Source organism: Eubacterium sp. Marseille-QA0814 (genome assembly GCF_965119675.1).
GTDB lineage: Bacteria > Bacillota > Clostridia > Lachnospirales > Lachnospiraceae > Eubacterium_G.
Genome location: NZ_CBCPMG010000001.1, coordinates 490838 through 517129 on the forward strand (window position 1 = coordinate 490838; position 26292 = coordinate 517129).

General features: G+C 31.5%; 23 protein-coding genes, 1 tRNA gene and 1 pseudogene. 24 read left to right on the forward strand and 1 reads right to left on the reverse strand.

Annotated features, from left to right (window positions below; all coding sequences use genetic code 11):
• Nucleotides 1-3 precede the first annotated feature (3 nt).
• The 6 genes from ACQY63_RS02245 (at nucleotide 4) to ACQY63_RS02270 (ending at nucleotide 7944) form a co-directional block, all read left to right on the forward strand.
• Entirely contained in the window at nucleotides 4-2199 is a 2196-nt protein-coding gene (locus ACQY63_RS02245; protein ID WP_428244646.1) for a peptidase U32 family protein, read from the forward strand.
• Between the two features lie 20 nt (nucleotides 2200-2219).
• Entirely contained in the window at nucleotides 2220-3638 is a 1419-nt protein-coding gene (locus ACQY63_RS02250) for an FtsW/RodA/SpoVE family cell cycle protein (RefSeq protein WP_299054932.1), read from the forward strand.
• Entirely contained in the window at nucleotides 3571-5058 is a 1488-nt protein-coding gene (locus tag ACQY63_RS02255; protein WP_428244647.1) for a peptidoglycan D,D-transpeptidase FtsI family protein, read from the forward strand. The genes ACQY63_RS02250 and ACQY63_RS02255 overlap by 68 nt, the downstream gene beginning before the upstream one ends.
• 76 nt (nucleotides 5059-5134) lie before the next feature.
• Nucleotides 5135-5572: an NUDIX hydrolase gene (locus tag ACQY63_RS02260; protein WP_022166139.1), complete on the forward strand. Its 438-nt coding sequence runs from the start codon at nucleotides 5135-5137 to the stop codon at nucleotides 5570-5572.
• 47 nt (nucleotides 5573-5619) lie between these two features.
• Nucleotides 5620-6234: an epoxyqueuosine reductase QueH gene (locus ACQY63_RS02265; protein WP_428244648.1), complete on the forward strand. Its 615-nt coding sequence runs from the start codon at nucleotides 5620-5622 to the stop codon at nucleotides 6232-6234.
• Nucleotides 6235-6339: 105 nt separating this feature from the next.
• Nucleotides 6340-7944, forward strand: a complete 1605-nt coding sequence (locus ACQY63_RS02270) for a chitobiase/beta-hexosaminidase C-terminal domain-containing protein (protein WP_428244649.1) — start codon at nucleotides 6340-6342, stop codon at nucleotides 7942-7944.
• 358 nt (nucleotides 7945-8302) lie between these two features.
• On the opposite strand, the gene ACQY63_RS02275 is transcribed toward ACQY63_RS02270, so the two are convergent.
• Nucleotides 8303-8384 (reverse strand) — tRNA-Leu (locus ACQY63_RS02275).
• A 190-nt stretch (nucleotides 8385-8574) separates the two neighbouring features.
• On the opposite strand from ACQY63_RS02275, the gene ACQY63_RS02280 reads away from it, so the two are divergent.
• From ACQY63_RS02280 to hisIE, 18 genes and pseudogenes are all read left to right on the forward strand, one after another.
• Nucleotides 8575-8925 (forward strand): hypothetical protein, encoded by a 351-nt coding sequence (locus ACQY63_RS02280; protein ID WP_022166138.1) that lies wholly within the window; start codon nucleotides 8575-8577, stop codon nucleotides 8923-8925.
• 26 nt (nucleotides 8926-8951) lie between these two features.
• Entirely contained in the window at nucleotides 8952-11597 is a 2646-nt protein-coding gene (gene polA, locus ACQY63_RS02285; RefSeq protein WP_428244650.1) for a DNA polymerase I, read from the forward strand.
• 28 nt (nucleotides 11598-11625) lie between these two features.
• Entirely contained in the window at nucleotides 11626-12207 is a 582-nt protein-coding gene (coaE, locus tag ACQY63_RS02290; protein WP_428244651.1) for a dephospho-CoA kinase, read from the forward strand.
• A gap of 144 nt (nucleotides 12208-12351) precedes the next feature.
• Nucleotides 12352-12825 (forward strand): MarR family winged helix-turn-helix transcriptional regulator, encoded by a 474-nt coding sequence (locus tag ACQY63_RS02295; protein WP_022166135.1) that lies wholly within the window; start codon nucleotides 12352-12354, stop codon nucleotides 12823-12825.
• Between the two features lie 39 nt (nucleotides 12826-12864).
• On the forward strand, nucleotides 12865-14664 hold the full coding sequence (locus ACQY63_RS02300) for an ABC transporter ATP-binding protein (RefSeq protein WP_022166134.1): 1800 nt from the start codon (nucleotides 12865-12867) through the stop codon (nucleotides 14662-14664).
• Nucleotides 14664-16583: an ABC transporter ATP-binding protein gene (locus ACQY63_RS02305; RefSeq protein WP_428244652.1), complete on the forward strand. Its 1920-nt coding sequence runs from the start codon at nucleotides 14664-14666 to the stop codon at nucleotides 16581-16583. Before ACQY63_RS02300 ends, ACQY63_RS02305 begins: the two co-directional genes overlap by 1 nt.
• A 65-nt stretch (nucleotides 16584-16648) precedes the next feature.
• The gene (locus ACQY63_RS02310; RefSeq protein ID WP_412622090.1) at nucleotides 16649-17497 is read left to right on the forward strand and encodes a M23 family metallopeptidase; all 849 of its coding nucleotides are present in this window, start codon (nucleotides 16649-16651) and stop codon (nucleotides 17495-17497) included.
• A gap of 174 nt (nucleotides 17498-17671) precedes the next feature.
• A complete protein-coding gene (locus ACQY63_RS02315; protein WP_022166131.1) occupies nucleotides 17672-18043 on the forward strand; it encodes a RidA family protein in 372 nt (123 codons plus the stop codon).
• A gap of 41 nt (nucleotides 18044-18084) precedes the next feature.
• A complete protein-coding gene (locus tag ACQY63_RS02320) occupies nucleotides 18085-18522 on the forward strand; it encodes a hypothetical protein (RefSeq protein WP_022166130.1) in 438 nt (145 codons plus the stop codon).
• A 29-nt stretch (nucleotides 18523-18551) separates the two neighbouring features.
• Nucleotides 18552-19259, forward strand: a complete 708-nt coding sequence (locus tag ACQY63_RS02325; protein ID WP_022166129.1) for a pseudouridine synthase — start codon at nucleotides 18552-18554, stop codon at nucleotides 19257-19259.
• A 123-nt stretch (nucleotides 19260-19382) separates the two neighbouring features.
• Complete coding sequence (locus ACQY63_RS02330) at nucleotides 19383-20357, forward strand: RluA family pseudouridine synthase (RefSeq protein WP_428244653.1); 975 nt, start codon at nucleotides 19383-19385, stop codon at nucleotides 20355-20357.
• A gap of 27 nt (nucleotides 20358-20384) precedes the next feature.
• Entirely contained in the window at nucleotides 20385-20921 is a 537-nt protein-coding gene (locus ACQY63_RS02335; protein ID WP_302689798.1) for a Holliday junction resolvase RecU, read from the forward strand.
• A 200-nt stretch (nucleotides 20922-21121) separates the two neighbouring features.
• Nucleotides 21122-22303: an ATP phosphoribosyltransferase regulatory subunit gene (hisZ, locus tag ACQY63_RS02340; RefSeq protein WP_428244654.1), complete on the forward strand. Its 1182-nt coding sequence runs from the start codon at nucleotides 21122-21124 to the stop codon at nucleotides 22301-22303.
• A 23-nt stretch (nucleotides 22304-22326) separates the two neighbouring features.
• On the forward strand, nucleotides 22327-22968 hold the full coding sequence (gene hisG, locus ACQY63_RS02345; RefSeq protein ID WP_022166126.1) for an ATP phosphoribosyltransferase: 642 nt from the start codon (nucleotides 22327-22329) through the stop codon (nucleotides 22966-22968).
• Nucleotides 22969-23046: 78 nt separating this feature from the next.
• Nucleotides 23047-24342: a histidinol dehydrogenase gene (gene hisD, locus ACQY63_RS02350; RefSeq protein WP_428244655.1), complete on the forward strand. Its 1296-nt coding sequence runs from the start codon at nucleotides 23047-23049 to the stop codon at nucleotides 24340-24342.
• A gap of 68 nt (nucleotides 24343-24410) precedes the next feature.
• Complete coding sequence (gene hisB, locus ACQY63_RS02355; protein WP_022166124.1) at nucleotides 24411-24998, forward strand: imidazoleglycerol-phosphate dehydratase HisB; 588 nt, start codon at nucleotides 24411-24413, stop codon at nucleotides 24996-24998.
• A pseudogene (locus ACQY63_RS02360) lies at nucleotides 24998-25357 on the forward strand (HisA/HisF-related TIM barrel protein); the annotation flags it as partial. The gene hisB and the pseudogene ACQY63_RS02360, both read left to right, overlap by 1 nt.
• 249 nt (nucleotides 25358-25606) lie before the next feature.
• A complete protein-coding gene (hisIE, locus tag ACQY63_RS02365) occupies nucleotides 25607-26221 on the forward strand; it encodes a bifunctional phosphoribosyl-AMP cyclohydrolase/phosphoribosyl-ATP diphosphatase HisIE (RefSeq protein WP_428245272.1) in 615 nt (204 codons plus the stop codon).
• Nucleotides 26222-26292: the final 71 nt, after the last annotated feature.

The window sequence follows — 26292 nt, forward strand, 5'->3', positions numbered from 1 at the left end:
TTTATGTTAGTTGAGTTACTTGCACCGGGTGGAAATTATGAAAGCGTTATAGCAGCCATAAATGCCGGAGCTGACGCAGTATATACCGGTGGAGAATTATTTGGAGCAAGAGCTAATGCAAATAATTTATCGGAGGATGAATTAATAAGTGCAATACAGTATGCACATTTATTTAATAGAAAGATTTATTTAACAGTTAATACTTTAGTAAAAGATAATGAAATAAAAGAAAAACTATATAATTATTTACTTCCACTGTATACTAATGGGTTGGATGCCGTTATTGTACAGGACATGGGAGTATTATTGTTTATAAAAGAAAATTTTCCAGGGATGCATATTCATGCAAGTACCCAGATGACAATTTTCGGTAATTTGACAGTTGAATATCTGAAAAAACTTGGCGTGTCACGAATTGTCACACCAAGAGAACTTTCTTTAAATGAAATATCATATATACATCAAAAGACAAATCTCGAAATCGAAAGTTTTGTTCATGGAGCTTTATGTTATTGTTATTCAGGCCAGTGTTTCCTAAGTAGTTTTATAGGTGGTCGTAGCGGAAACAGAGGCCAATGTGCCCAGCCTTGCAGAATGGAGTATGATGTTACATTAAACGGAAAAGTATTAAATAAAAAGAATGAAAAATATGTACTTAGTCCAAAAGATATTTGTACATTAAAAATTCTGCCGGAAGTAATAGAAAGTGGTGTGTATTCACTGAAAGTAGAAGGCAGAATGAAGAAACCTGAGTATGTTGCGGGAGTGGTAAGTATTTACAGAAAATATGTAGATTTATATTTGAAGACTCAGGAAAATTCCCAAATACAATATAAAGTAGAACAATCAGATTTACAGAAATTATGGGATTTATTTAACAGGAATGGTTTTAATGAAAGTTATTTTAAACAACATAATGGAAGAAACATGATTTCTTTAAAGAAGCCATCCTTTAGATTAGAAAATACAGAATATATTAGTTATATTAGAGAAAAATATTTAAAAGAAAGAAAAAAATATCTATTAGATGCGACTGTAGTAATAAAGGAAAACTATCCTATAGAAATTAGTACAACAATTAATCATAAGAAGGTTGTAGCACAAGGACAGGTACCGTTTATTGCTGAAAATAAGCCGATAACTAAAGAAACAGTTATTAAACAATTAAGTAAACTCGGAAACACAGATTTTAAATTCAGGAGTTTATCAATAAATATAGATGAAAATTTATTCGTACCTGTTGGAGCATTGAATAATTTAAGACGTGATTTCATTGAAAAAACATACAATGAAATTATAGTTAAATATAATAGAACCATAGAGGAAACGGAAGGAAAGAATATATTATTTGAACGTAAAGATTCGTCAGAAATTAATAATTATAATAATAATGATGGGAAATATAATTTTGTAGCAATGGTTTCTAACAAGAAACAATTAAATGCCGTTTTATCATTTAAAGAAATTTCAAAAGTATATTTGGAAGAGTTTTTGTTTTCTAATGACATAAGTGATATAATTGAGCAATGCAGGCGCGTAAAAAAAGAAGTATATTTGGCAATGCCGTATGTTTTTAGAAAACAGGACGTTAAAAAGTTTAATGCTAAATTTGGTGAAGCATTAAAAAATTTTGACGGATTTTTAATAAGAAATATAGAGGAATATTTCTATTTGAAAGAAAAAAAGATGGAAACTCTTTATGTTTTTGATTATAATGTTTATGCGTATAACAGTATTTCGAAAAAATATTATTGTGATGATCACATAACAACTACAAGCCCGTTAGAACTTAATTATGCAGAATTAAGAGAGCGCGGTTGTGGGGGTGAGAATTTTGTTGCTTATGGTTATATACCTACAATGATTTCTGCCAACTGTTGCTTAAAAACAGTAGACAATTGTAGAAAGAGCAATGATATATATGGAATTAAAGACAGATTAAATAATATATTTAATATAAAGTGTGTATGCGATTACTGTTATAATTTAATGTATAATTGCAAACCTTTATCTTTGTTAGGATATAGGGATAATATTAACAAATTAAGTCCTCAGACAATCAGATTGAATTTTACAATTGAATCTCAGGATGAAGTGAAAAATATAGCTAAAGATTATATTGATTCATTTTTATATAATAAGAATATCATTGATAAAACAGATTCAACTAGGGGACATTTTAAAAGAGGAGTTCTGTAGAGTAATATGGAGATTGAAAAATGAGTACATTTTTAATTATTGTGACAAAATACCTTTTTATTTTACTTATGTTTTTTTACGTATGGGAATGCTTTAGTGCACTTAGATGTAAGAATCCATACAAGGCGTCAGGTATTTTTCAAAGACAAAATGGAATAATATTTCTAACGTATTTTTTGGGAATTGCGACAATTTACATGAACCAACAGGATACTACGGAAATAGGAGTAATAATATTAGGAGGTGCACAACTTTGTTATTTGATAGTTGTGCTTGGAATTTTTCCAATCATTTATCCTAATATTAATAAGGCAATTTTAAGTAATATGTGCATGTTATTGACAATCGGTTTTATTATGTTAGCAAGATTGAAGTTTGCCAATAGCATAAGACAGTTTGTAATCGTAGCTGTGGTAACGATGCTGTCACTAATTGTGCCTTATTTAATGAGCAAATATGAATTATGGAAATCATTTACATGGATTTATTGTTTTGTAGGGATAGCCTTACTGGCATTGGTTTTAGCTGTAGGTAAAACAGATAATGGAGCTAAGCTTGCAATACCAATTGGAAAATTCTTTACTTTCCAACCATCAGAATTTGTGAAAATAATTTTTGTTTTCTTTATTGCAGGCTTGTTAAGTAAATCAACAAGTTTTAAAAACGTAGTTTTATCAGCCATAATGGCTGGTATCCATGTGTTATTGCTAGTAGCCTCAAGAGATTTAGGTAGTGCATTAATATTCTTTATGATTTATGTTTTTATGATTTATGTTGGCACAAGAAAAGTAGGCTATATTTTCATCTGCTTTGCAGGACTTTCCATTGCCTCAGTTTTCGCATACAAGGTTTTTGCTCATGTTAGAGTAAGAGTGAGCGTTTGGCTTAATCCTTGGGCTGATCCCGGAGATACAGGATTTCAGGTAACACAGTCTTTGTTTGCGCTGGGTAATGGTGGCTTAACTGGTACAGGATTATATCAGGGCAGACCAAAAGATGTACCGGTTGTAGATCAGGATTTTATTTTCTCAGCTATTGGTGAAGAGCTTGGTGCAATATTTGCAATACTTTTACTTTTGTTATGTTTAACATGTTTTGTTGCCTTTTTAAATACAGCTATGCAGCAAATAAGTTTATTTAACAAGTTGGTATGTATTGGTTTAGGAATGCAGTATGCAGTACAGATTATCGTTACAGTTGGCGGGGCAATTAACATGATTCCATCAACAGGTGTTACATTCCCATTATTAAGTTATGGTGGAAGTTCGATTCTAAGTACGCTGATTGTATTTGCAATTATTCAAGGGTTGGCAATTGTGGGAACGGCGCAAAAGTCCACAAGAAGAAGAGTAACAGAAAAAGGAGCAAGACATGTCAAGGAAAGAAGAACGCAGGAAATCCAAGGCCTCGATAGAACGCAGGAAATCAAAATACGCTAAAATAGAAAGAAAAAAACTTAATAGACAGGCAATGGTTACAACTGTAGTAATTTCCCTTATTTTTGTATTTATGATAGGTTTTTATGCTAATTTTGTTGTTAATCAAAGTCCAAAGATTATTAATAATACATATAACAGACGAATTGATGGAAGTGCATCTAAAGTAGTGCGAGGCACTATTTACAGTAAAAGTAAAAAAAGACTTGCTTATACTGATACGAAAGGGACAGAGACAGATTTGTCTGACGATGAAAGAAAATATCCATACGGTAAGATTTTTTCTCATGCAATAGGAATAACCACACATGGAAAGTATGGTTTGGAAAAAATGTGCAATTATGATTTATTGTCATCTCAGACTTCAGCAGTGCAGAAGATTATTGATGATTTCTCTGACACAGAAGAGCGGGGATGTGATGTATATACAACTTTAAGTGTTAGCACACAAAAAGCTGCATATAATAGTCTTTCAGGGTATAAAGGAGCAGTTTTTGTAATAGATCCTAATACAGGAGAAATTAGAGCAATGGTTTCAAGACCATCTTATGATCCTGAAAGTATAGATGATATATGGGATAAGATCACATCTGATTCAAGTGACTCACGATTAGTAAACAGAGCCACACAGGGTAAATATATACCGGGTTCGATTTTTAAAATTATTACTACATTAGAATACATGAAAGAAAATAAGAATTATTCTGATTTTTCTTATAATTGTAATGGTAAGGCAAACTTTAATAATTTTTCAATTAAATGTTTTGACGGAACAGCCCATTATAGTGAAGATTTAACACACGCTTTTGCATATTCATGTAACAGCGCATTTTCAACAATTGGTAATGAACTTAATGTGTCAAAGTTTAGAAAGACAGCAGAGAAGTTATTGTTTAATCAGGAATTGCCATTGGATATGGATTATAACGAAAGTGTTTTTCCACTAACAAAGAAGTCTTCACAGTTTGATATTACACAGACAAGTATAGGCCAGGGTAAAACAACGGTATCACCGGCTCATATGGCAATGATTGCGTCAGCTATTGCAAATAATGGTGTTTTAATGAAACCTTATATTGTAGACCACGTACAAAACAGTAATGGAACTGTGGTTAAATCCACAGAGCAAACAGAATATAAGCGTTTGATGAAAAAGGCACAGGCAAAGCAGTTACAGGAATATATGAGAGCTGTTTGTGAATACGGTACAGGTAAAGTGATGGCTTATTCAGATTATACGGCTTACGGTAAAACAGGTACTGCAGAAGTTGACAAAAAAGACAATGTTAATTCATGGTTTGTAGGCTATGCAAAGAAAGGCAAAAAGAAAGTTGCAATTGCAGTAGTTTTAGAAAATATGCCGGAAGGAAGCAACTCTGCAGTAAATTGTGCAAAAGAAGTATTTGATGAATATTTTAATTAGATGAAATATTGCAATGATATCTCTATTACTGTATACTAAAAGTAATTTAACACACTACAAAACAGGAGGACAACCTATGGAAAAGGCGGTCAGTTGTGGCGGTGTGGTTATATATAGAAATAAAATATTACTTTTATACAAAAATTTTCGGAATAGGTATGAAGGATGGGTTCTTCCAAAAGGAACAGTTGAACCAGGAGAAACTCATGAAGAAACTGCCTTACGTGAGGTGAAAGAAGAAACCGGCGTAAGTGCAAAAATTAATGAGTATGTGGGAAAAAGCGAATATACATTTAATATTCCTGGAGATATTGTTGAAAAAGAGGTGCATTGGTACCTAATGTCTTCTAATAGCTTTTATAGTAAACCACAGCGCGAAGAATATTTTTACGATTCTGGATATTATAAGTATATTGAAGCGTATCATTTGTTGAAATTTCCAAATGAAAGAATGATACTCAAGAAAGCTTATAAGCAATATTTAGAATTAAATAAGAAAAAGAACAAAAGATAAGACAGGACAGATCCTGTCTTATCTTTTATATGAAAGTGTGATAATAAATGAACAAAATAAATTATCAAAAAGAACTTGAAAAGACAATAGAGAATAATATTAACGAAAATAAAACTCCAAGGTTACTTCTTCATGCCTGCTGCGCACCCTGCAGTAGTTATGTGTTAGAATATTTGTCTAAATATTTTGAGATAGATGTGTTGTTTTATAATCCTAATATTTCAACAACAGAGGAATATAATCATAGAGCAGAAGAGTTAATCAGATTTATAAATGAAATGGAATTTCAACATAGTGTAAAACCCATTATTGCTAATTATGATTCTAAAGAATTTTATGAATATGTAAAAGGATATGAAAAAGCAAAAGAAGGTGGCGAAAGATGCTTTAAATGCTATAGGTTAAGATTGGAATTTTCCGGAAAGTATGCAAAGGATAACGGGTACGACTTTTTTACAACAACTCTGTCAATTAGTCCCCTTAAAAACGCACAGAAATTAAATGAAATTGGAAAAGAAATATCTGAAAAGTATAATATAGATTATTTATTTTCTGATTTTAAAAAGAAAAACGGTTATAAGAGATCTATTGAGTTGTCAAAAGAACATAATTTGTATAGACAAAATTTTTGTGGTTGTGTATTCTCTAAAAGGGATGAATGAAATTAGTATAATATATAGATAAAATATATATTTGAAAGATAGAATATTATATGATATATTCTAGGCTGTAAATATTATATTTTCAAAACAGAAAGGAATTAAAATATGATATGTCCAAATTGTGGATGTGAGTGTGATGATAATGCTATGTTTTGCAGAAAATGTGGTACAAAAATCAATGGCTTTCATAATGATATTACACAAACATCAATAGATAAAATAGATAAGACAGAAGAAGATATTTTTGCCGGTATTAAAATAGAGTCAGGCAGAGAAGGTTATAGTGAAAACGAAAATAAGAAGAGTAGTTATAAAATACAGAAGTTAGATGATGAGGTTGAAGAGGATTTAGAGGAATTTGATGACTCTTACATATCCAGCTCTAAAGAGCATAATTACAAAAGTGCTTCACATAATTACTCAAGTAGCAATAAAGTTAAAAAGAACACAACAAAAAAGAATATTTCAAAGAAAAAGGCACCTAAGAAGAAAATGTCAAAGAAGAAGGTGCTTGGTTTAATTGTTTTGGTAATTGTACTAATGGCAGCTACATCTGTGGGAACATTAGCTGTCAAGAAATCAATTATGACAGGTAAGTTTGACAAATATTATAATATTGGTGAAAAATATTACAAAGAAGAAAATTATGAGTATGCCAAGTCTCAGTATATTTTAGCTTCAAGTAATGCTTTTACAAAAGAACAGAAAATTAAAGCCTATGAAAAGGTTTGTCAGGTAGACGAAATTCTTGGGAAATATGATGAAGAAGAAATGAAATATCTTGAATATTTAATTGACGTTGATAATCAGAATATTGACTATTATAAGAAACTGATTGTTCTTTATCAGAATAATGACATGGATTCGAACATCAAAACATTAGTTAATTCTGCACCTGCAAATTTAAGAAAAGAGTTGGAGAATTTTGATGGCACAGTTCCATCAGCCAGCGTAAAGGCAGGAACTTATGATAAACCAATAGAAGTGAAACTAAGTGCCAGTGATGATGTAAAGATTTACTATACAACAGATGGTTCAGATCCAAGTGACAGTGTTTCAAGAAAAAAATATTCAGGTACAATTTCTTTTGCAACAGAAGGAACATATACTTTAAGAGCATATTCTGTTGACAAAAATAAAAAGAAAAGCAAAGAAGCAGCCTACAAGTATATATTAGAATTTAAGAAAATAAATGAGCCTACAGTAGATTTGAAGAGTGGTGAATACTCGACTCAGGAGAAGATTACCGTAACTGCTGATAGTGGTTGTAGTATATACTATACAACAGACGGTACAACTCCAACAAAGAAAAGTCAGTTGTATACAGAACCAATTAAAATTCCAAAAAAGAATTCTATTTACTATTTTGTTGCAATAGATAATCAGGGTATAACAAGCTCAGTTGTTACAAGAGCATATAATTATGTACCTAAGAGAATATCATACAGTCAGGCATCTAACAGCCTTACAGATTATCTTGTTTCAAATGGTGAATTTGAAAATAATTATGGCGAATTTGAAAATGGCGATGTAGGTTATTTGGAATATAAAAAGATAACTGAAATTTCTTCAGAAGAATATTATATTATTAATTGTGAAATTGAGGACAAGGATGGAAAGAGTGTGTCTTCACAGTCATATGCAGTATCCTGCGAATCAGGTACCGTGTATGGAGTAAAGTATAATGGTGGTTCTTACAGTTTGGATTAATTTAAAGATATTACATTGTTTTCAATAATTGTTCAAATATGCAGAGAAAAATTAGCAAGAATAATAAAAAAACAGTTACTATAAAAAGTCAAAATAAAAGAAACTAAAAAAAGTCAATTTCTATGTAAGTAGCAATACAATTAAAACTGTTGAATATAGTTAATTGTATTATGATTTACAGTAGAAATTGGCTTTTTTGCATCAATGTATAACCTGAGTGCGTGTTATCATATAACTATTGTTTTATTACACCAGGGTGCTTTCTTAGTGGAACATTTTTCTTTTCACGCGAGTGTACATCCCTAGTGGAACGTTTCTTATTACATAAAAAAACACCACATTATGTGGTGTTAATCAATGCGGATAGTGGGACTTGAACCCACACGCTTTATGGGCGTCAGATTTTGAGTCTGATGCGTCTGCCATTCCGCCATATCCGCAAGCAATAAAAATCTTATCATTTTGTTGTATAAATGTCAATAAAAATGTATAATTGATTTCAGAAAAATTTTTAATTATCTTAAAAAAGAAAAATGAGCTTTGAATTGAATAAAAACAAAATGAGCAATTGGATTTTAAATAAAAAAGTACAAAATGAGCGAATAAATGTAAGATGAAACGAGGGTAAATATGAATTGCGAAGTGTTTCAGGAGAAAATAAATGATTTTATTTTTGATAGAATTGAATATTCAGAAGATTTAGAAGATTTTCTCAGTCATGCAAAAGAATGCAAAGATTGTATGGAAGAATTACAATTGTATTATACTATACATAGAGGTTTGGAAGATGTGCCGGCTCCTTTTGAGGGTGAGGAGACGAAGAAGGCAGAGGAAGAATTGCAGGATTTAATTGAATACTATGATGAATATTTGCAAAGGCAAAAGTCCTATAAAAAAGCTGCACGAATTTCAATTATTGCCATTTTAGCAATTGTTCTTTCCATAATTTCCTATGTTATAGTGAAAATTATTTTATTTTAACAAATATTATTTAAAACGAGGTAGACATGAATAAATTATTATTAATTGACGGACACAGCATATTAAACAGGGCTTTTTATGGAGTTCCTTTATTTGGAAATACAAAAGGAGTACATACTAATGCAGTATTCGGCTTCCTTAATATGATGTTTAAATTTATAGATGACGAGCAGCCAACTCATTTTGCAGTTGCATTTGATGTTCATCAGCCAACGTTCAGACATGAAATGTTTAAGGAGTATAAAGGAACAAGAAAACCTATGTTACCTGAATTAAGGGAGCAGGTTCCAATTATCAAGGATTTGCTAAAGAAAATGAATATTACGGTAATTGAACTTCCAGGTTATGAAGCAGATGATGTAATAGGAACTATGTGTAAAGAAGGGGAAAAAGAAGGTATGGATGTGTGCATTTATTCCGGTGACAGGGATTTATTGCAGCTTGCATCTGAAAAAATAACTGTTTGTATTCCTAAAACTAAAAAAGGTCAAACAACAATTGAACGATATAATACAGAAGACGTAAAGGCTTTATATAAGGTAACACCTTTTGAATTTATTGACGTAAAGGCTTTAATGGGGGATTCTTCTGACAACATACCGGGTGTGCCGGGAATTGGAGAAAAGGGAGCTACTGCCATTATTTCCCAGTTTGGTTCAATTGAAAATGCATTAGAACACGCAGATGAAATTTCAAACACAAGAAACAGAAATGCCTTAATTAATAATTTCCAATTGGCAAAAATGAGTAAAGTTTTGGCAACAATTAATATTGAATCACCTGTAGGTGTTAAACCGTCAGAGTGTGTTTTTGGAGATATTTATACAGAAGAAGCTTTAGACATCATAAAAGAACTTGAATTAAAGAGTATGATATCAAGATTTTCTAATGTTTCAGCATCAATGGACATAGAGGAGAATTTTAAATTAGTTAATGATTACGTTGAAGCAGAAGAAATTTTTAACGAATGTATAAATAACAGTGAGCAGGTAGGCTTATTTATATTAAATGAAACTGATATTTTCGGTATAGGTTTATGTTTAAGTGAAGAAAAAATATATTATATACCGGTAGTAGGATTTATTACAAAAGAATATATCAAAGATAAGTTAAAAGAAATGGTTGATAAAACAAAGATTTACACAACTGATATAAAAGAGAACAATAATCTTTTTGAAACATCATTAGTTGATGAAAAATATGTAAATCTTGAAGATTTAGGTTTAATGCAATATTTAATTAATCCAAATGGTCATTCTTATAATTATGATGATGTTGCAAGGGACTATCTTTCAATGACAGTTCCAACTTATGAGGAAATTTTTCCAAAGACAAAAAAGAAGGAAACACCATCTATTGAAATAGTTGAAAATCAAATGAGATATGCCTGCTATAACGCATTTATTTTCTATAAAGGTTTTCAGCCTGTTCAGGAGAAATTAAAAGAATTGGAAATGGAGGCTGTATACAATAACATCGAGAAACCTTTATCAATTGCTTTATTTAACATGGAGAACATTGGTATAAAAGTTGATGGTGAGGCCTTAAAGAAATATGGCGATGAACTTGGTATCAAAATTGCTGATTTAGAAAAGAAAATCTACGAAAGTGCCGGTCACGAATTTAACATTAATTCACCAAAACAGCTAGGTGAAATACTTTTTGGAGAAATGGGATTACCAGGTGGTAAGAAAACAAAAACAGGTTATTCCACATCAGCTTCTGTTTTGGAAAAATTAGAACCGGATTATCCATTTGTTAAAGATGTATTGGAGTATAGACAATTAACTAAGTTGAAATCTACTTACGCAGATGGATTAAGTGTTTTTATAAAAGATGACAGCAGAATATACGGAAAATTTAACCAGACAATTACTGCAACAGGAAGAATCAGCAGTACAGAACCTAATTTACAAAATATTCCTGTTAGAACAGAAATTGGCAGACAGCTAAGAAAAGTTTTTGTTCCAAAAGAAGGGTGCGTATTTGTAGATGCCGATTATTCTCAGATTGAACTTAGAATTTTAGCCCATATGTCAGGTGATGCTAATTTGATTAATGCCTATAAACATTCAAAAGATATACATGCTGCTACAGCTTCACTTGTTTTTGGTGTGCCAATTGAAGAAGTTACTAAAACACAAAGAAGTAATGCAAAAGCTGTAAACTTCGGAATTGTTTATGGCATAAGTTCTTTTGGATTAAGTCAGGATTTATCAATTAGCAAAAAAGAAGCACAGCAGTACATTAACAATTATTTTGAAAGTTATCCGGGCATTAAGCAGTTCTTAGATAATTCTGTAAACAGTGCAAAAGAAAAAGGTTATTCTGTTACAATGTTTGGCAGAAAAAGACCTATTCCTGAATTAAAAGAGTCTAATTTTATGAGAAGACAGTTTGGTGAAAGAGTAGCAATGAATGCTCCAATTCAGGGAACTGCTGCAGATATTATGAAAATTGCCATGATTAATGTGGACAAAGCCTTAAAAAATAACAATTTAGTATCAAGAATTGTTCTACAGGTTCACGATGAACTTTTAATCGAGGCAAAAAAGGAAGAAGTGGAACAGGTAAAAGATATTTTAATAAATGAAATGTCTCAGGCAGCAAATCTTGAAGTACCACTTCTTGTTGAAGCAGAAGTAGGAAATAATTGGGATGAAGCTCATTAAAATATAAAAGATAACGAAGGATATAAAAATGATTATTGGTGTAATGGGAGGCGTTGGCTCAGGTAAGTCAACAGTACTTAACTATTTGGAAAATAACTATGAGGCAAACATAATTGAAGCAGATAAGGTGGCAAAAGAGGTTATGCTTCCCGGAAATGATGTATACAATGAAATTGTGAAAACATTTCCTGAAGTCATAGTTGATAATAAGATTGATAGCAAAAAACTTGCGGAGATTGTTTTTAATGACAAGGAACAACTTGAAAAATTAAACAGTATTACCCACCCGGGAGCTGTTAAGGAAATTATCTCAAGAATTAAGTCATCCAAAAAAAGAATTATAGTTGTAGAGTCAGCAATTTTATTAGGTTCCGGAGTTGAACAATATTGTGACGAACTTTGGTTTGTTTTTTGTAACAGGGATACAAGAATTAAACGACTAATGCAGACAAGAGGTTACTCTAAAGAAAAGTGTATCAGTGTTATTGAAAGTCAGCCGGCAGATGAAGAATATAATAAAGGGGCAGATGAATTTATTGACAATTCATATTCAGAAGAAAACACAAGAGAACAGATTGATTTAATCCTTAATACAAGTGCCTGTATATAAATAGTTTGATTTATAATCTATTTATAGGTTGTTATATTATTTAACTAAAAAATAAAAAAATATATTGACTATAATATTAAAAAGAGTTAAGATGTGTAGCGTGCTACATATCGTAGCTCTTTTATTATGTTAAGGAGAATTTTTATGGAGGATTTAGGTCATCAGATTAAACGTATTGATAGGTTATTTAAATTGCGTATGGACCGCAATTTAGAAAAGAGTGGATTAACTAACAGTCAGATGCATGTATTAATGTATTTATTACATCATCCCGACCAGAAAGTAACACAGAAATGTTTGTGTCAGGAATTTGAAGTTAAGCATTCTACCATGTCAGGAATTTTAAATAGAATGGAGGACAAAAATTTAATTGACATTAAAATAGATGAGGATAACAAGAAATTCAAAAATATTTATGTTACGAAAGAAGCATACGGTATTAAGGAAAAGTTAGATTTATATAAATCTAAAACAGAAGAAATCCTGGTTAAGGGTTTCAGTGATGATGAAAAAAACAAATTGGAAAACTTTCTTGAAAGATTGTATGCCAATTTATTAGATGACAGTCAGCTTAACGAAGAAGATTTAAAATGTTTCCATAAAACAATTAGGAAGTAAATTTTTATATGAAGAATTTAAGTAGGAGGATAGATTAAAATGTTAAAGACATTAGGAAAACAGATTAAAGAATTTAAACTGGTATCCATTCTTACACCTATTGCCATGTTAGCAGAAGTAATTGTTGAAAACTTTATACCACTTTTGATGGCAACAATTATTGATTCAATTGGTTCAGGTGATTTAAACAGTATTTACAGAACAGCATGTATAATGGTTGTCCTTGCAATTGCAGGTTTAATTTCCGGATACCTTGGTGGTGTATTTGGAGCTAATGCTTCAGCCGGCTTCGCAAGAAACCTAAGAAAAGCAATGTTTGAAAACATACAGACTTTTAGCTTTTCTAATATTGATAAGTTCAGCACAGCAGGTTTGGTTACAAGACTTACAACTGATGTAACAAATATGCAGAATGCTTATCAGATGATACTTAGAATGGCTGTTAGAGCCCCATTTAGTTTGATTGTTGCCATGATTATGGCATTAACGGTATCCCCACAATTAGCATCTATATACTTAATTGCTGTTATTATTTTAGGTTGTATTTGTGCATTAATTATTAAGTTCGCTTTTAAATATTTTAATCAGGTATTTAAGAAATACGATGCCTTAAATGAAAGCGTTCAGGAAAATGTAACAGCCATGAGAGTTGTTAAGGCGTACGTTAGAGAGGACCATGAAAAGAAAAAATTTGGAAAAGCCAGCGAAGCTATTTACAAAATGTTTGTAAAAGCTGAAGGCATTGTTGCTTTAAACAATCCGGTAATGATGACAACAGTATATACATGTATATTGTTAATCAGCTGGGTTGGAGCACACATGATAGTGGCAAGTGGTAATAACGCAGCACTTGGTCTTACAACAGGTAACTTAACATCAATGCTTGCTTATTGTATGAACATTCTTATGAGTCTTATGATGTTATCAATGGTATTCGTAATGATTACAATGTCTATGGCAAGTGCAAAACGTATTGCAGAAGTGTTAAATGAAAAGCCTGACATTACAAATCCGGAAGACCCTGACTTTGATGTACCTGACGGAAGTATTGAATTTAAGAATGTAACATTTAGATATAACAGTAAAAGCGAAAAACCAATACTTGAAAATATTAATGTTAAAATTAAGTCAGGTGAAACAATAGGTATTATTGGTGGTACAGGTAGTGCTAAGTCAAGTTTGGTAAACTTAATCAGTAGATTATATGACATTGAAGAGCAGGCGGTAAAAGATGGTGAAGAACCAATCGAAAGTTACGTTAGCATTGGTGGAAAAGATGTTAGATCTTACGATTTGGAAACTGTAAGACAGGAAGTTAGTGTTGTGCTACAGAGCAATGTTTTATTTACAGGAAGTATTCTTGATAACCTTAGATGGGGAAATCCTGAGGCAACAGATGAAGAGTGTGTTAGAGCCTGTAAATTGGCATGTGCAGATGAATTTATTGAAAGAATGCCTGATAAATATAATACACATATTGAACAGGGAGGTACCAATGTTTCAGGTGGTCAAAAGCAGCGTCTATGTATTGCCAGAGCATTACTAAAGAATCCAAAGATTTTGATTTTGGATGACTCAACAAGTGCTGTTGATACAGTTACAGATGCAAAAATCAGAAAAGCTTTTAGGGAAGAAATTCCTGACACAACAAAAATTATTATTGCACAGAGAATTTCATCAGTTCAGGATGCAGACAGAATCATTGTTATGGACGATGGAAAAATAAACGAAATAGGCACACATGATTATCTAAAAGATAATAACGAAATTTATAGAGAAGTTTATTTACAGCAGACAAACGATAGTGGTGATTTTGACAAGAATGGAGGTGAAATGTAATGGCACAGGCAAAAACAGTTAAGGGTCCTGGAAAACATCAGATGGGACCTAGACAGAAAATTGATCATCCATTTAGAATAATGGGCCAGATATTAAAGTTTATGGGTAAGCATTATGCACCACATTTAATTATTGTTCTTATATGTATTGTTACAAACGTTTTGGCAAATGTTCAGGGAACATGGTTTATGAAGGCTTTAATAGACCAATACATTTTACCAATGATAACAAAAGGCAGTAATGACTTTGGACCACTTCTTGGTGCCATGGGTAGAGTTGGTGTTTTTTATGGTATTGGTATTATAGCAACCTTTGCACAGTCTGAAATAATGGTTTTCGTTACACAGGGAACATTAAAAGACTTAAGAATAGAAATGTTTAACCACATGCAGTCACTTCCAATTAAATATTTTGACACACATGCACATGGGGACATTATGTCAATGTATACAAATGATATTGATACATTAAGACAGATGGTAAGTCAGTCTTTGCCACAGATTATTAACAGTGTTATTACAGTAGTAAGTGTGATTATTGCCATGATTTCATTAAGCTTTCCACTTACAATACTTACAATTATTATGGTGGCTTTAATGATGTTTGTATCAAAGAAGCTTACAAGTCTTTCAGGCAGATTTTTCCTGGCACAGCAGAAGGACTTAGGTGCTGTAAATGGTTATATTGAAGAAATGATGGCAGGTCAGAAAGTTGTAAAAGTTTTCTGTCATGAAGATGAGGCAATAGAAGAATTTGATGAAATCAATAATAAGCTTTATCATTCAGCTAATAATGCAAATAAATTTGCAAATGTAATAGGACCTTGTAATGCACAGCTTGGTAACTTAAGTTATGTTTTATGTGCATGTTTTGGTGCTGTTATTGCAATTAACGGATTTATGGGCTTTACTTTATCTCCGGGAGCTTTGGTAAGTTTCCTGCAATATAATAAGCAGTTTGCCCAACCAATTAATCAGGTTACAATGCAGATGAACAGTATTGTTATGGCATTAGCAGGTGCTGATAGAATATTTAAACTTCTTACAGAAGAACCCGAAGTTGATGACGGTTATGTTACATTAGTACGTTGTAAAAAAGAAAACGGCGAAATCGTTGAATGTAAGGAACGTACAGGTATGTGGGCTTGGAAGCATTACCATAAGGAAGATAATACAACAACCTATAAGGAAATGAAGGGGGAAGTTGTATTTGATGGAGTTGATTTTGGATATAACGATGACAAGATTGTTTTACATGACGTTAAATTATATGCAAAACCTGGCCAGAAACTTGCTTTTGTAGGCTCAACAGGTGCTGGAAAAACAACTATTACAAACCTTATTAACAGATTCTATGACATACAGGATGGAAAAATCAGATATGATGGAATCAATATTAATAAAATCAAAAAAGATGATTTAAGACGTTCCCTTGGTATTGTTTTACAGGATACACATTTGTTTACAGGAACAATTATGGAAAACATCAGATACGGTAAGTTAGATGCAACTGATGAAGAAGTAATAGCTGCTGCAAAATTAGCTAATGCCGATAGTTTTATTAGAAGATTACCTGAAGGCTACAATACTTTAATTAAAGGTGATGGTGGAAACCTTTCACAAGGTCAAAGACAGTTACTTGCTATTGCAAGAGCAGCTGTTGCTAACCCACCTGCATTAATTTTAGATGAAGCTACATCAAGTATTGATACAAGAACTGAAAGAATTGTACAAGAGGGTATGGATGCCTTAATGGAAGGTCGTACAACATTTGTTATTGCCCACAGACTTTCAACCATAAAGAACAGTGATTGTATTATGGTACTTGAACAGGGAAGAATTATTGAACGTGGTAGTCACGATGAATTAATGGAACAAAAAGGAACATATTACAGACTTCAAACAGGAAGCTCAAAATAATATAGTTTTAAGGAACACTTGCATATATTAATATGTGAGTGTTCTTTTTAGGTTTGGATAGTTTTATGAGTATGAAAATTAACAAAATAAACATTGTTGTGTTAGTGATAGTTTTTGCTATTGGAAATGTATTAGTTTACAACAAAATACTTAGTAAATCCTTTACTATAGAAAAGAATATTGTAGAAAGTAATAAATTTAGGAATCCTTACATAAATGAAAAAGTCTTAAAGGAGTTAAAGGAAAATTCATTAAACAGTAATAGAGATTTTAGCGAATTTATAACAGCTAATTATTTACTGAATGATTATTCTTTGAGAAAAACGCAAGTAGATGGAAATAATATTAAAAGAATAAGCAAGCAATTTGTTTTTAATAACAAAGAGGAATATTATAAATTATTAAAAGCTTTCTCTGCAATATACAATGATTTAAAATATTTTCCGGTAGCAAAAGGCAGAAATACAAATTACTGGGTTGGCTATGAGAACGGCTTTGGTGAAAACAGAAATTTTATGGGAAAATATAAACATGAAGGTTGCGATATTATGGCAGAAAATAATGTATCAGGTTTTTATCCCATAATAAGTTCTACAGATGGAATTGTGGAAAATATAGGGTGGCTACCAAAAGGCGGCTACAGGGTAGGAATTAGAAGCACTAATGGCGGTTATTTTTATTATGCACACTTGTCCTGTTATTCAAATATAAAAAAAGGAGCTGTGGTAAAAGCCGGAACATTGCTGGGCTATATGGGTAATACCGGTTATGGAAGTATTGGCACAGAAGGCAAGTTCGATGTCCATTTGCATTTTGGCATATATATTAAAACTGATAATTATGAGGAATTAAGCGTAAATCCATATTATATTTTGAAATATTTGGAAAATTGTATACTTTATGCAAATTATTGAAAAGAAATGTCACAAAGCTTAAAAAATTAAATAAATGCCATAGTATGGTCATAAAACATTTGAATAATATGTTTATATATGCATAAAAATTTATATTAATTCAGTATGTGTCTTGATATAAATTAATATAAAGTGTAAAATACTATTAGTTTAAAAGAAAGAAGGTAATTTATAATGGAAAAATTAAATACTAATAATGCACCTGCAGCTATTGGACCATATTCACAGGCTGTAAAGACAGGAAATTTATTATTTACATCAGGTCAGATTGCACTTGATCCTGCAACAGGTGAAATTGTTGGAACAACAATTGAAGAACAGACAGAACAGGTTATGAAGAACCTTGGAGCTATTTTGAAAGAAGCTGGAGCAACTTATGAAAATGCTGTAAAGACTGTTTGCTTTTTAGATAACATGGATGATTTTGGAGCATTTAACGAAATTTATGGAGAGTATTTTACAGGAAAACCTGCAAGAAGTTGTGTTGCTGTAAAGACTTTACCAAAGAATGTTTTATGTGAAGTAGAAGTTATTGCAGAAATTTAATTTATAATTTTTGAAATTAAGGATATAGGAGAAAATTTTATATGAAGAAGGAAAACATGTTTAATGACACATTGGAGGTTTCAAGTTTTAATGGTGAAGGCTATTTACCATTAATCGATTTTGAAAGTTGGAGAGTCGCTGAATTAAGATATATTGATGAACTTGAACCAGATAGAATTGATAATATGCAAAAGCATAATGAAACAGATGAAATTTTTGTTGTTTTAGAAGGGGATTTTACATTATTTCTTGGTGGAAATGGTAATGAGATTGGAGAAATAGAAGCCATTAAATTAGAACCATTGAAATTGTACAATGTTAAGAAAGGAACTTTTCACACACATACACCTGAAAAGAACTGTACATGTTTAATTGTTGAAAATAAAAATACAACAGATGACAATTCTCCTAAAATCAAAATTACAAAGGAACAAAGCAATAAAATTGTTGAATTATATAACAAGGTAAATAAGCGCTAGGCATAAAGCTTAGCGCATTTTGGTGTTTTATGAGATTAGATAAATATTTAACCACACTTGGAATTGGCTCACGAAGTCAGGCAAAAGAATTAATAAAAAAAGGCAAAGTAAAAGTAAATAATATTACGGTAAATAAACCGGAAACTCATATAAATGAGGAAGAAGACGTTGTAAATTTAGATGGTTTGGATTTGAATTATCATAGATTTTATTATTATATGTTAAACAAACCAAAGGACGTAGTTACTGCTGTGTCAGATTTTCAATATACAACGGTTATTGATATTATGGATGTCCAGCCTAAGAAGGGTTTGTTTCCGGTTGGTAGATTAGACAAAGATACAGAAGGCTTATTGCTTATAACAAATGATGGGGAATTATCCCATTGTCTACTTTCTCCTAACAAGCATGTTTCAAAAAAATATTATGTGGAAACAGATGGAGAAATAAGAAAAGAATATATTGCTGAATTCAAGAATGGATTTGATATTGGCTTAAAGAACAATACAAAGCCGGCACTCCTTGAAATCATAGATGAAAATAAAGCTTATGTTACAATAACAGAGGGAAAATATCATCAGGTAAAGAGAATGTTTAAGCATTTCGGCCTAGGGGTTACTTACTTAAAACGTTTGGAAATGGGACCGCTGGTTTTAGATGATGATTTGGCATCGGGAGAATATAGAGAATTAAGTAAAGATGAAATTAATTTTTTACTAAAACATAAGGATAATTAAACAATTAAAGTTGTTTCATAAAAGGTTTAGCTGAAATGCAAATCATAATATGAGATATATGGCAGATAGGTTTAATTAAAAATAGCAATGTATAAGATTAGAATATAAAAATAAGGAATTTAAATGAAAGAAATTATTATAGAAAAAAATCAGGCAGGACAGAGATTCGATAAATTTCTTTTTAAGTATTTTAAGGAAGCTCCAAGTAGTTTTATATACAAAATGCTTAGAAAGAAAAATATAGTTCTTAATGGGAAAAAATCTGATGGAAAAGATAAGCTAAAAGAAAAAGATTGTGTTAAAATTTTTATGGCTGAGGACACCATTGCAAAATTTAAAGGTGAGCATAAAACCAATATTGTTAAGCCGGTTAAGTTAGATATTGTATATGAAGATGAAAATGTTTTATTCATAAATAAGCCGGCAGGAATGTTAAGCCAAAAAGCAAATGACAACGATGTGTCTTTAAATGAATACGTTATTTCTTATTTAGTAAATTCAGGTCAGATAACAGAGCAGAACTTAGAAACTTTTAAACCGGCAGTCTGTAACAGATTAGACAGAAATACAAGTGGTTTAATTGTTGCCGGAAAGTCATTGGAAGGATTACAGATAATGTCTAAAATGTTCAAGGAACGTACAATGGATAAGTATTATTTAGCTGTTGTAAGTGGATATGTTGATTCGTCCATGACCATAAAAGGTTATTTAAGTAAGAATAGCAAAACAAACAAGGTTACAATTTCACAGGCTGAAAATAATGGTGACTATATTGAAACGGCTTATGAGCCTTTAGAATATAAGAAGGGACTTAAACAGGCTGGAATTACAGTTCTTAAAGTAAAACTTGTTACAGGCAAGCCACATCAGATTAGAGCACATTTGGCTTCAATTAATCATCCGATTATTGGTGATTACAAATATGGCAAAAAAGAGATTAACGATAAATACAAAGAAACATATGGTATAAAAAATCAAATGTTACATTCATGGCAGTTGGTTTTTGAAAAGGTAGAGGGTAGTTGCAGGAATTTATCAGACAAAATTTTTGTGGCTAAGCCTCCGAAAGAATACACAAATTTCATTGATTTAAATTAAACAATTTTCAATTGGAAAGGAAGAAGAATGGGTACCTGGTCATCCAGAGGTCTTAGAGGTTCAACCCTTGAAGACATGATTAATATGACAAACGAAAATTATAGAGATAAAAAGCTTGCTTTAATTCAGAAAATACCAACACCTATAACGCCCGTAAAAATAGATCAGCAAACAAGACATATTACTTTAGCCTATTTTGAAAAGCAAAGTACAGTTGACTATATTGGAGCAGTTCAGGGAATACCAATTTGTTTTGATGCTAAAGAGTGTGCGGTTGATACTTTTCCAATGATGAATATACATGAGCATCAGGTTAAGTTTATGGAAGATTTTGAAAAACAGGGTGGCATATCTTTTATTATTTTGTTTTATTCTCATAGAAACGAAATTTATTATTTGCCATTTACCAAAATTAAAGCTTTCTATGAGAGAAGCATAAATGGTGGTAGAAAAAGTTTTAGATTTGAAGAAATTGATAAAGCGTTTAAACTAAAAAGTGCACCAGGAGCACCTGTACATTATTTGGAAGGCATTCAAAGAGATTTATCTTTAAGAGATAGTTAATAAGGAATATCTATTAAAGGTAATTAATAATGGACAGTTAATATGACATAAACGGTAAGATATAAATAATAAATAATAAATAAGAGACAACGAACTTGACATAAAAAATAGATTGTTGTAAAATTGATTCAACTCACTAACATAGTAACGAATTACCGCTTTACAATGCTAAAGTGAAAAGGAAATATACTGGAGGAATTATGAGTAAGGCATTATTACATACTCCTGTTGGAGTAAGAGATGTTTATGGCAAAGAATGTGCTGTAAAATTAACAATAGAAAATAATATTAACAAGGTATTTAATTTATATGGATATCATAACATTCAAACTCCTACATTTGAATTTTTTGATATTTTTAATAAAGAAAGAGGTTCTGTTGCTTCAAAGAATTTGTATAAGTTCTTTGACAGAGAAGGTAATACATTGGTTTTAAGACCTGACATAACTCCTTCAATTGCAAGACTTGCAGCAAAATATTATATGGACGTGAACGTTCCAATTAAGCTTTGTTACAATGCAAATACATACGTAAATAATTCTGAACTTCAGGGAAAATTAAAAGAAAACACACAGCTTGGCTGCGAATTAATTAATGATGATTCTGTTGAAGCAGATGCTGAAATGATAGCCTTAGCTGTTGAATCATTGAAAGCCTCAGGCCTTGAAGAATTTCTTGTAGAAATCGGTCATGTAGATTTTTACAATGGTTTAATTGAAGAAAGCGGCCTTGATAAAGAAGCAGAAGAAAAATTAAGAGAAATGATTGTTAATAAGAACGACTTTGGTGTAGAAGAAATTCTTGATGAAAATATTGTAGTTGGAGAAGTAAAAAATGCTATGTTAAAGTTACCTGAACTTTTCGGTTCAGTAGAAGTGTTAAATACAGCAAAGACTTTAACAACTAATAAGAAAGCATTAGATGCAATTAGAAGATTAGAAAAATTATATGCTATATTAGAAGAATATGGTGTAACAAAATATATTAGTTTTGATTTAGCATCTCTTAGCAATTATGGTTATTACACAGGTATTATTTTTAAAGGTTTTACTTATGGAACAGGTGAACCAATTGCTGCAGGTGGAAGATATGATAAACTTTTAGCACAGTTTGGTAAAAACGCATCAGCCATTGGTTTTGCAATTTATATGGACCAGATTCTTATTGCACACAGTGGTAAAAACGAAAAAACAGATTACGAATATGAAGTAGTAATTTATGAACCCAAATATAGAAAAAAAGCATTTGTGTACGCAACTGAATTAAGAGATAAAAGTGTCAAAACTGAATTAATGTTAAAGAAAAAAGACATTGACATAGAAGAATATAAGCAGTTTAAGACAGAGGATGGTGCTACAAAAGTAACATATATTAACGAATAAGGCATAAGATTATAGGAGATAAAATGAGATATTTAACTTTCGCTCTAGCAAAGGGCAGATTAGCAAAGACAGCAATGGAAATGTTTGAAAAAATAGGTATCCAGTGCGAAGAAATGAAAGATGAAAAAACAAGAAAATTAATTTTTGTTAACGAAGAATTGAAATTACGTTTCTTTTTAGCAAAGGCAAGTGACGTTCCTACTTATGTTGAATATGGTGCGGCGGACATTGGTATTGTTGGAAAGGACACAATTTTAGAAGAAGACAGAAAATTATATGAAGTATTGGATTTAGGCTTTGGAAAGTGTAAAATGTGTGTATGCGGACCTGAATCAGCAAGAGAATTGCTTAATAATCACGGTATGATTCGTGTGGCTTCAAAGTACACAAAGATTGCCAAAGATTATTTTTATAATAAAAAACATCAGACTGTAGAAATTATCAAACTTAACGGTTCTGTAGAGCTTGCACCAATTGTAGGTTTGTCAGAAGTAATAGTTGATATTGTTGAAACAGGTACAACCCTAAAAGAAAACGGTTTAGGTGTTTTAGAAGAAGTTTGTCCATTATCAGCCAGAATGGTAGTTAATCAGGTAAGCATGAAAATGGAAGATGAACGAATTAGAAAAATAATTGCTGATTTAAAGGAAGTAATCAACAATTAAAAATTTATTACTAAGTGGATTTGCAGTTTAAAATACAACATAGCAAAAATATTATTGTTTTTGGGAAAGGTGATAGACATGAGAATTGTAAAATTAAATGAAGATTCAAAGAAAAATATTTTAGAGGATTTATTAAAAAGAAGTCCTAACAACTATGATCAGTATGCAGACAGCGTAAATGAAATTCTTTCTAATGTAAAAGAAAATGGCGATAAGGCTATTTTTGATTACACAAAGAAATTTGACGGTGCGGATATTAACGCTGAAAACATTTTGGTTACAAAAGAAGAAATAGAGGAAGCGTATGATTCATTAGAAAACAAAGAATTAGTAGATATTATTAGAAAATCATTAAATAATATAAAAGTTTATCACGAAAAGCAAAAACAATATAGCTGGTTTGATTCAAAGCCTGATGGCTCTTTACTTGGACAGAAAGTTACACCTATTGCAAGAGTGGGTGTTTATGTACCGGGGGGCAAGGCAGCTTATCCATCATCTGTTTTAATGAACGTTATACCGGCAAAAGTTGCAGGCGTTGAAGAAATTGTTATGGTTACACCACCTGGAAAAGATGGAAAAGTTAATCCTAACACATTAATTGCTGCAAATGAAGCAGGCGTTGATAAGATTTATAAAGTTGGTGGGGCACAGGCTATTGGTGCTTTAGCTTACGGAACTGAATCTATTAAGAAAGTAGATAAAATTGTTGGCCCTGGTAATATTTTTGTTGCTCTTGCAAAGAAAGCAGTATTTGGCTTTGTAAGTATTGACTCAATTGCAGGTCCTAGTGAGATTTTAGTTTTAGCAGATGAAACAGCTAATCCAAAATATGTTGCTGCTGATTTACTTTCACAGGCTGAACATGATGAACTTGCATCAGCAATTTTAGTTACTACAAGTGAAGAACTTGCTAATGAAGTTTCAAAGTGGGTAGACAAGTTTGTAAAAGAACTTAGCAGAACAGAAATCATGGAAAAATCTTTAGAAAATTATGGTTATATTCTTGTTGCTGAAACTATGGATGATGCCATTGATGCAGCAAATGAAATAGCATCAGAACATTTAGAAATTTTAACAAAGAATCCGTTCGATACAATGACAAGAGTAAAAAATGCAGGTGCCATGTTCCTTGGTGAATACAGTTCTGAACCTTTGGGAGATTATTTTGCAGGTCCAAACCATGTTTTACCAACAAATGGAACAGCAAAATTCTTCTCACCACTTAGTGTTGATGATTTTATTAAGAAATCAAGTATTATTTCATTCTCAAGAGAAGCACTTGAGCCAATGAGTCAGAATATTCAGAAATTTGCTAAGGCTGAAGGATTAACAGCTCATGCAAACTCAATTAAAGTCAGATTTGATGACTAAATAGATGATCAAATAAGTCTCTTGTTTTAGAGATATTTAACTTTTGTTTTAACAGAAAGGAATATTAAATGAGTAGAATAGGTAAATGTGTTCGTAATACAAGTGAAACGCAAATAGAAATTTCCATTAATTTAGACGGTAGTGGAAAATCAAACATACATACAGGCATTGGTTTCTTTGACCACATGCTTATAAGTTTTGCAAAACATGGTTTCTTTGATTTAGACGTTAAGGTCAATGGCGATTTGTATGTGGATTGTCATCATACAATTGAAGATACAGGTATCGCTCTTGGTATGGCTATAAAAGAAGCTTTGGGAGACAAGAAATCAATTAAGCGTTATGGCAACATGATTTTACCAATGGACGAGTCATTGGTTTTATGTGCTCTTGATTTGTCAGGCAGACCATATCTTGTTTTTAAGGGGGAATTTACAACAGATAAAGTTGGTGATTTTGATACAGAAATGGTTAAGGAATTTTTCCATGCAATTACTTATGGGGTAGGAATGAATTTACATATTAATATTTTAGAACCAGGCAACAATCATCATATGATTGAAGGCATATACAAAGCTTTTGCGAAAGCTCTTGACCAGGCAACTTTATTTGATGACAGAATTAAAGACGTATTATCTACGAAAGGAACATTATAATGAATTACATAAATTTAATTCCTTCAATTTATTTATTTGAAGGTAAGGTGGTAAATAAAGATACAAAGGAAGTTATTGGTACAGGTAATCCTGTAGAAATAGCAACTGTTTATGACAATAATGGAGCAGATGAACTTCTTGTTTTTGACATTTCTTCAAATGACAGTGAACACGAAGCAAATATTAGTGCCATGATTAATATTGCAGACTCTGTTGATATACCAATGCTTGTTGGTGGCAATATTAAAAGACTTGAAGATGTAAAAAAATACATTTATACAGGTGCTAAAAAGGCTGTACTAAATGTTGATACAGATATGCATCTTTTAGAAGAAGCTTCAAGCAGATTTGGTAGCGATAACATAGCGCTTATTTCAAATTACAATTTGTCAGAAGATATTGAGAAGAAAATTTCATTAGTAATTACTACAAAAGAAAATATTGAGTCATTGAAAGATGTGCTCTATATAAGCAACAATGTTGAAGCTGTAGCAGACAATAAATGTTACGGTGTTTGCTCTGAGACATTTGTAAATGATTTTGACTTTATGAAATATAAAAAAGAATTAAAGGAAAAGGGCATTAAGGTTAATGTTTTTGAAAGTCCTATGAAGTTTGCTGATTTTAAGACAAATTCAGACGGTATGATTCCTGTTGTAGTTCAGGATTATAAAACTAACAAGGTTCTTATGTTGGCTTATATGAATGAAGAGGCATTTAATAACACAATCGAAACAGGCAAAATGACTTATTTTAGCAGAAGCCGTAATGAACTTTGGGTAAAGGGTGAAACATCAGGTCATTACCAGTATGTTAAGGAACTTGCTATGGATTGCGATTTGGACACAATGCTTGCAAAAGTAAGACAGGTTGGTGTGCCATGTCACACAGGAGCAGATACATGTTTCTTTAATAATCTTGTGAAAAAAGAATATGACGATACTAATCCAATGAAAGTATTTGAAGATGTATTTAACGTAATTTTGGATAGAAAAGAGAATCCAAAAGAAGGGTCTTATACTAATTACTTATTTGACAAGGGCATCGATAAGATTCTTAAGAAAGTAGGAGAAGAAGCAACAGAAATTGTTATAGCTGCTAAGAATTCTGATCCACAGGAAGTAAAATACGAAATATCTGATTTCTTATATCATGTAATGGTACTTATGGCTGAAAAAGGAGTAAACTGGAAGGAAATTACAAAAGAATTATCAAGAAGATAGAAATGAATAATAAATTTTCATGTAACGGAAATTTTATACTACATAAAAAGGTCTAAATCAATTGTGTAAAA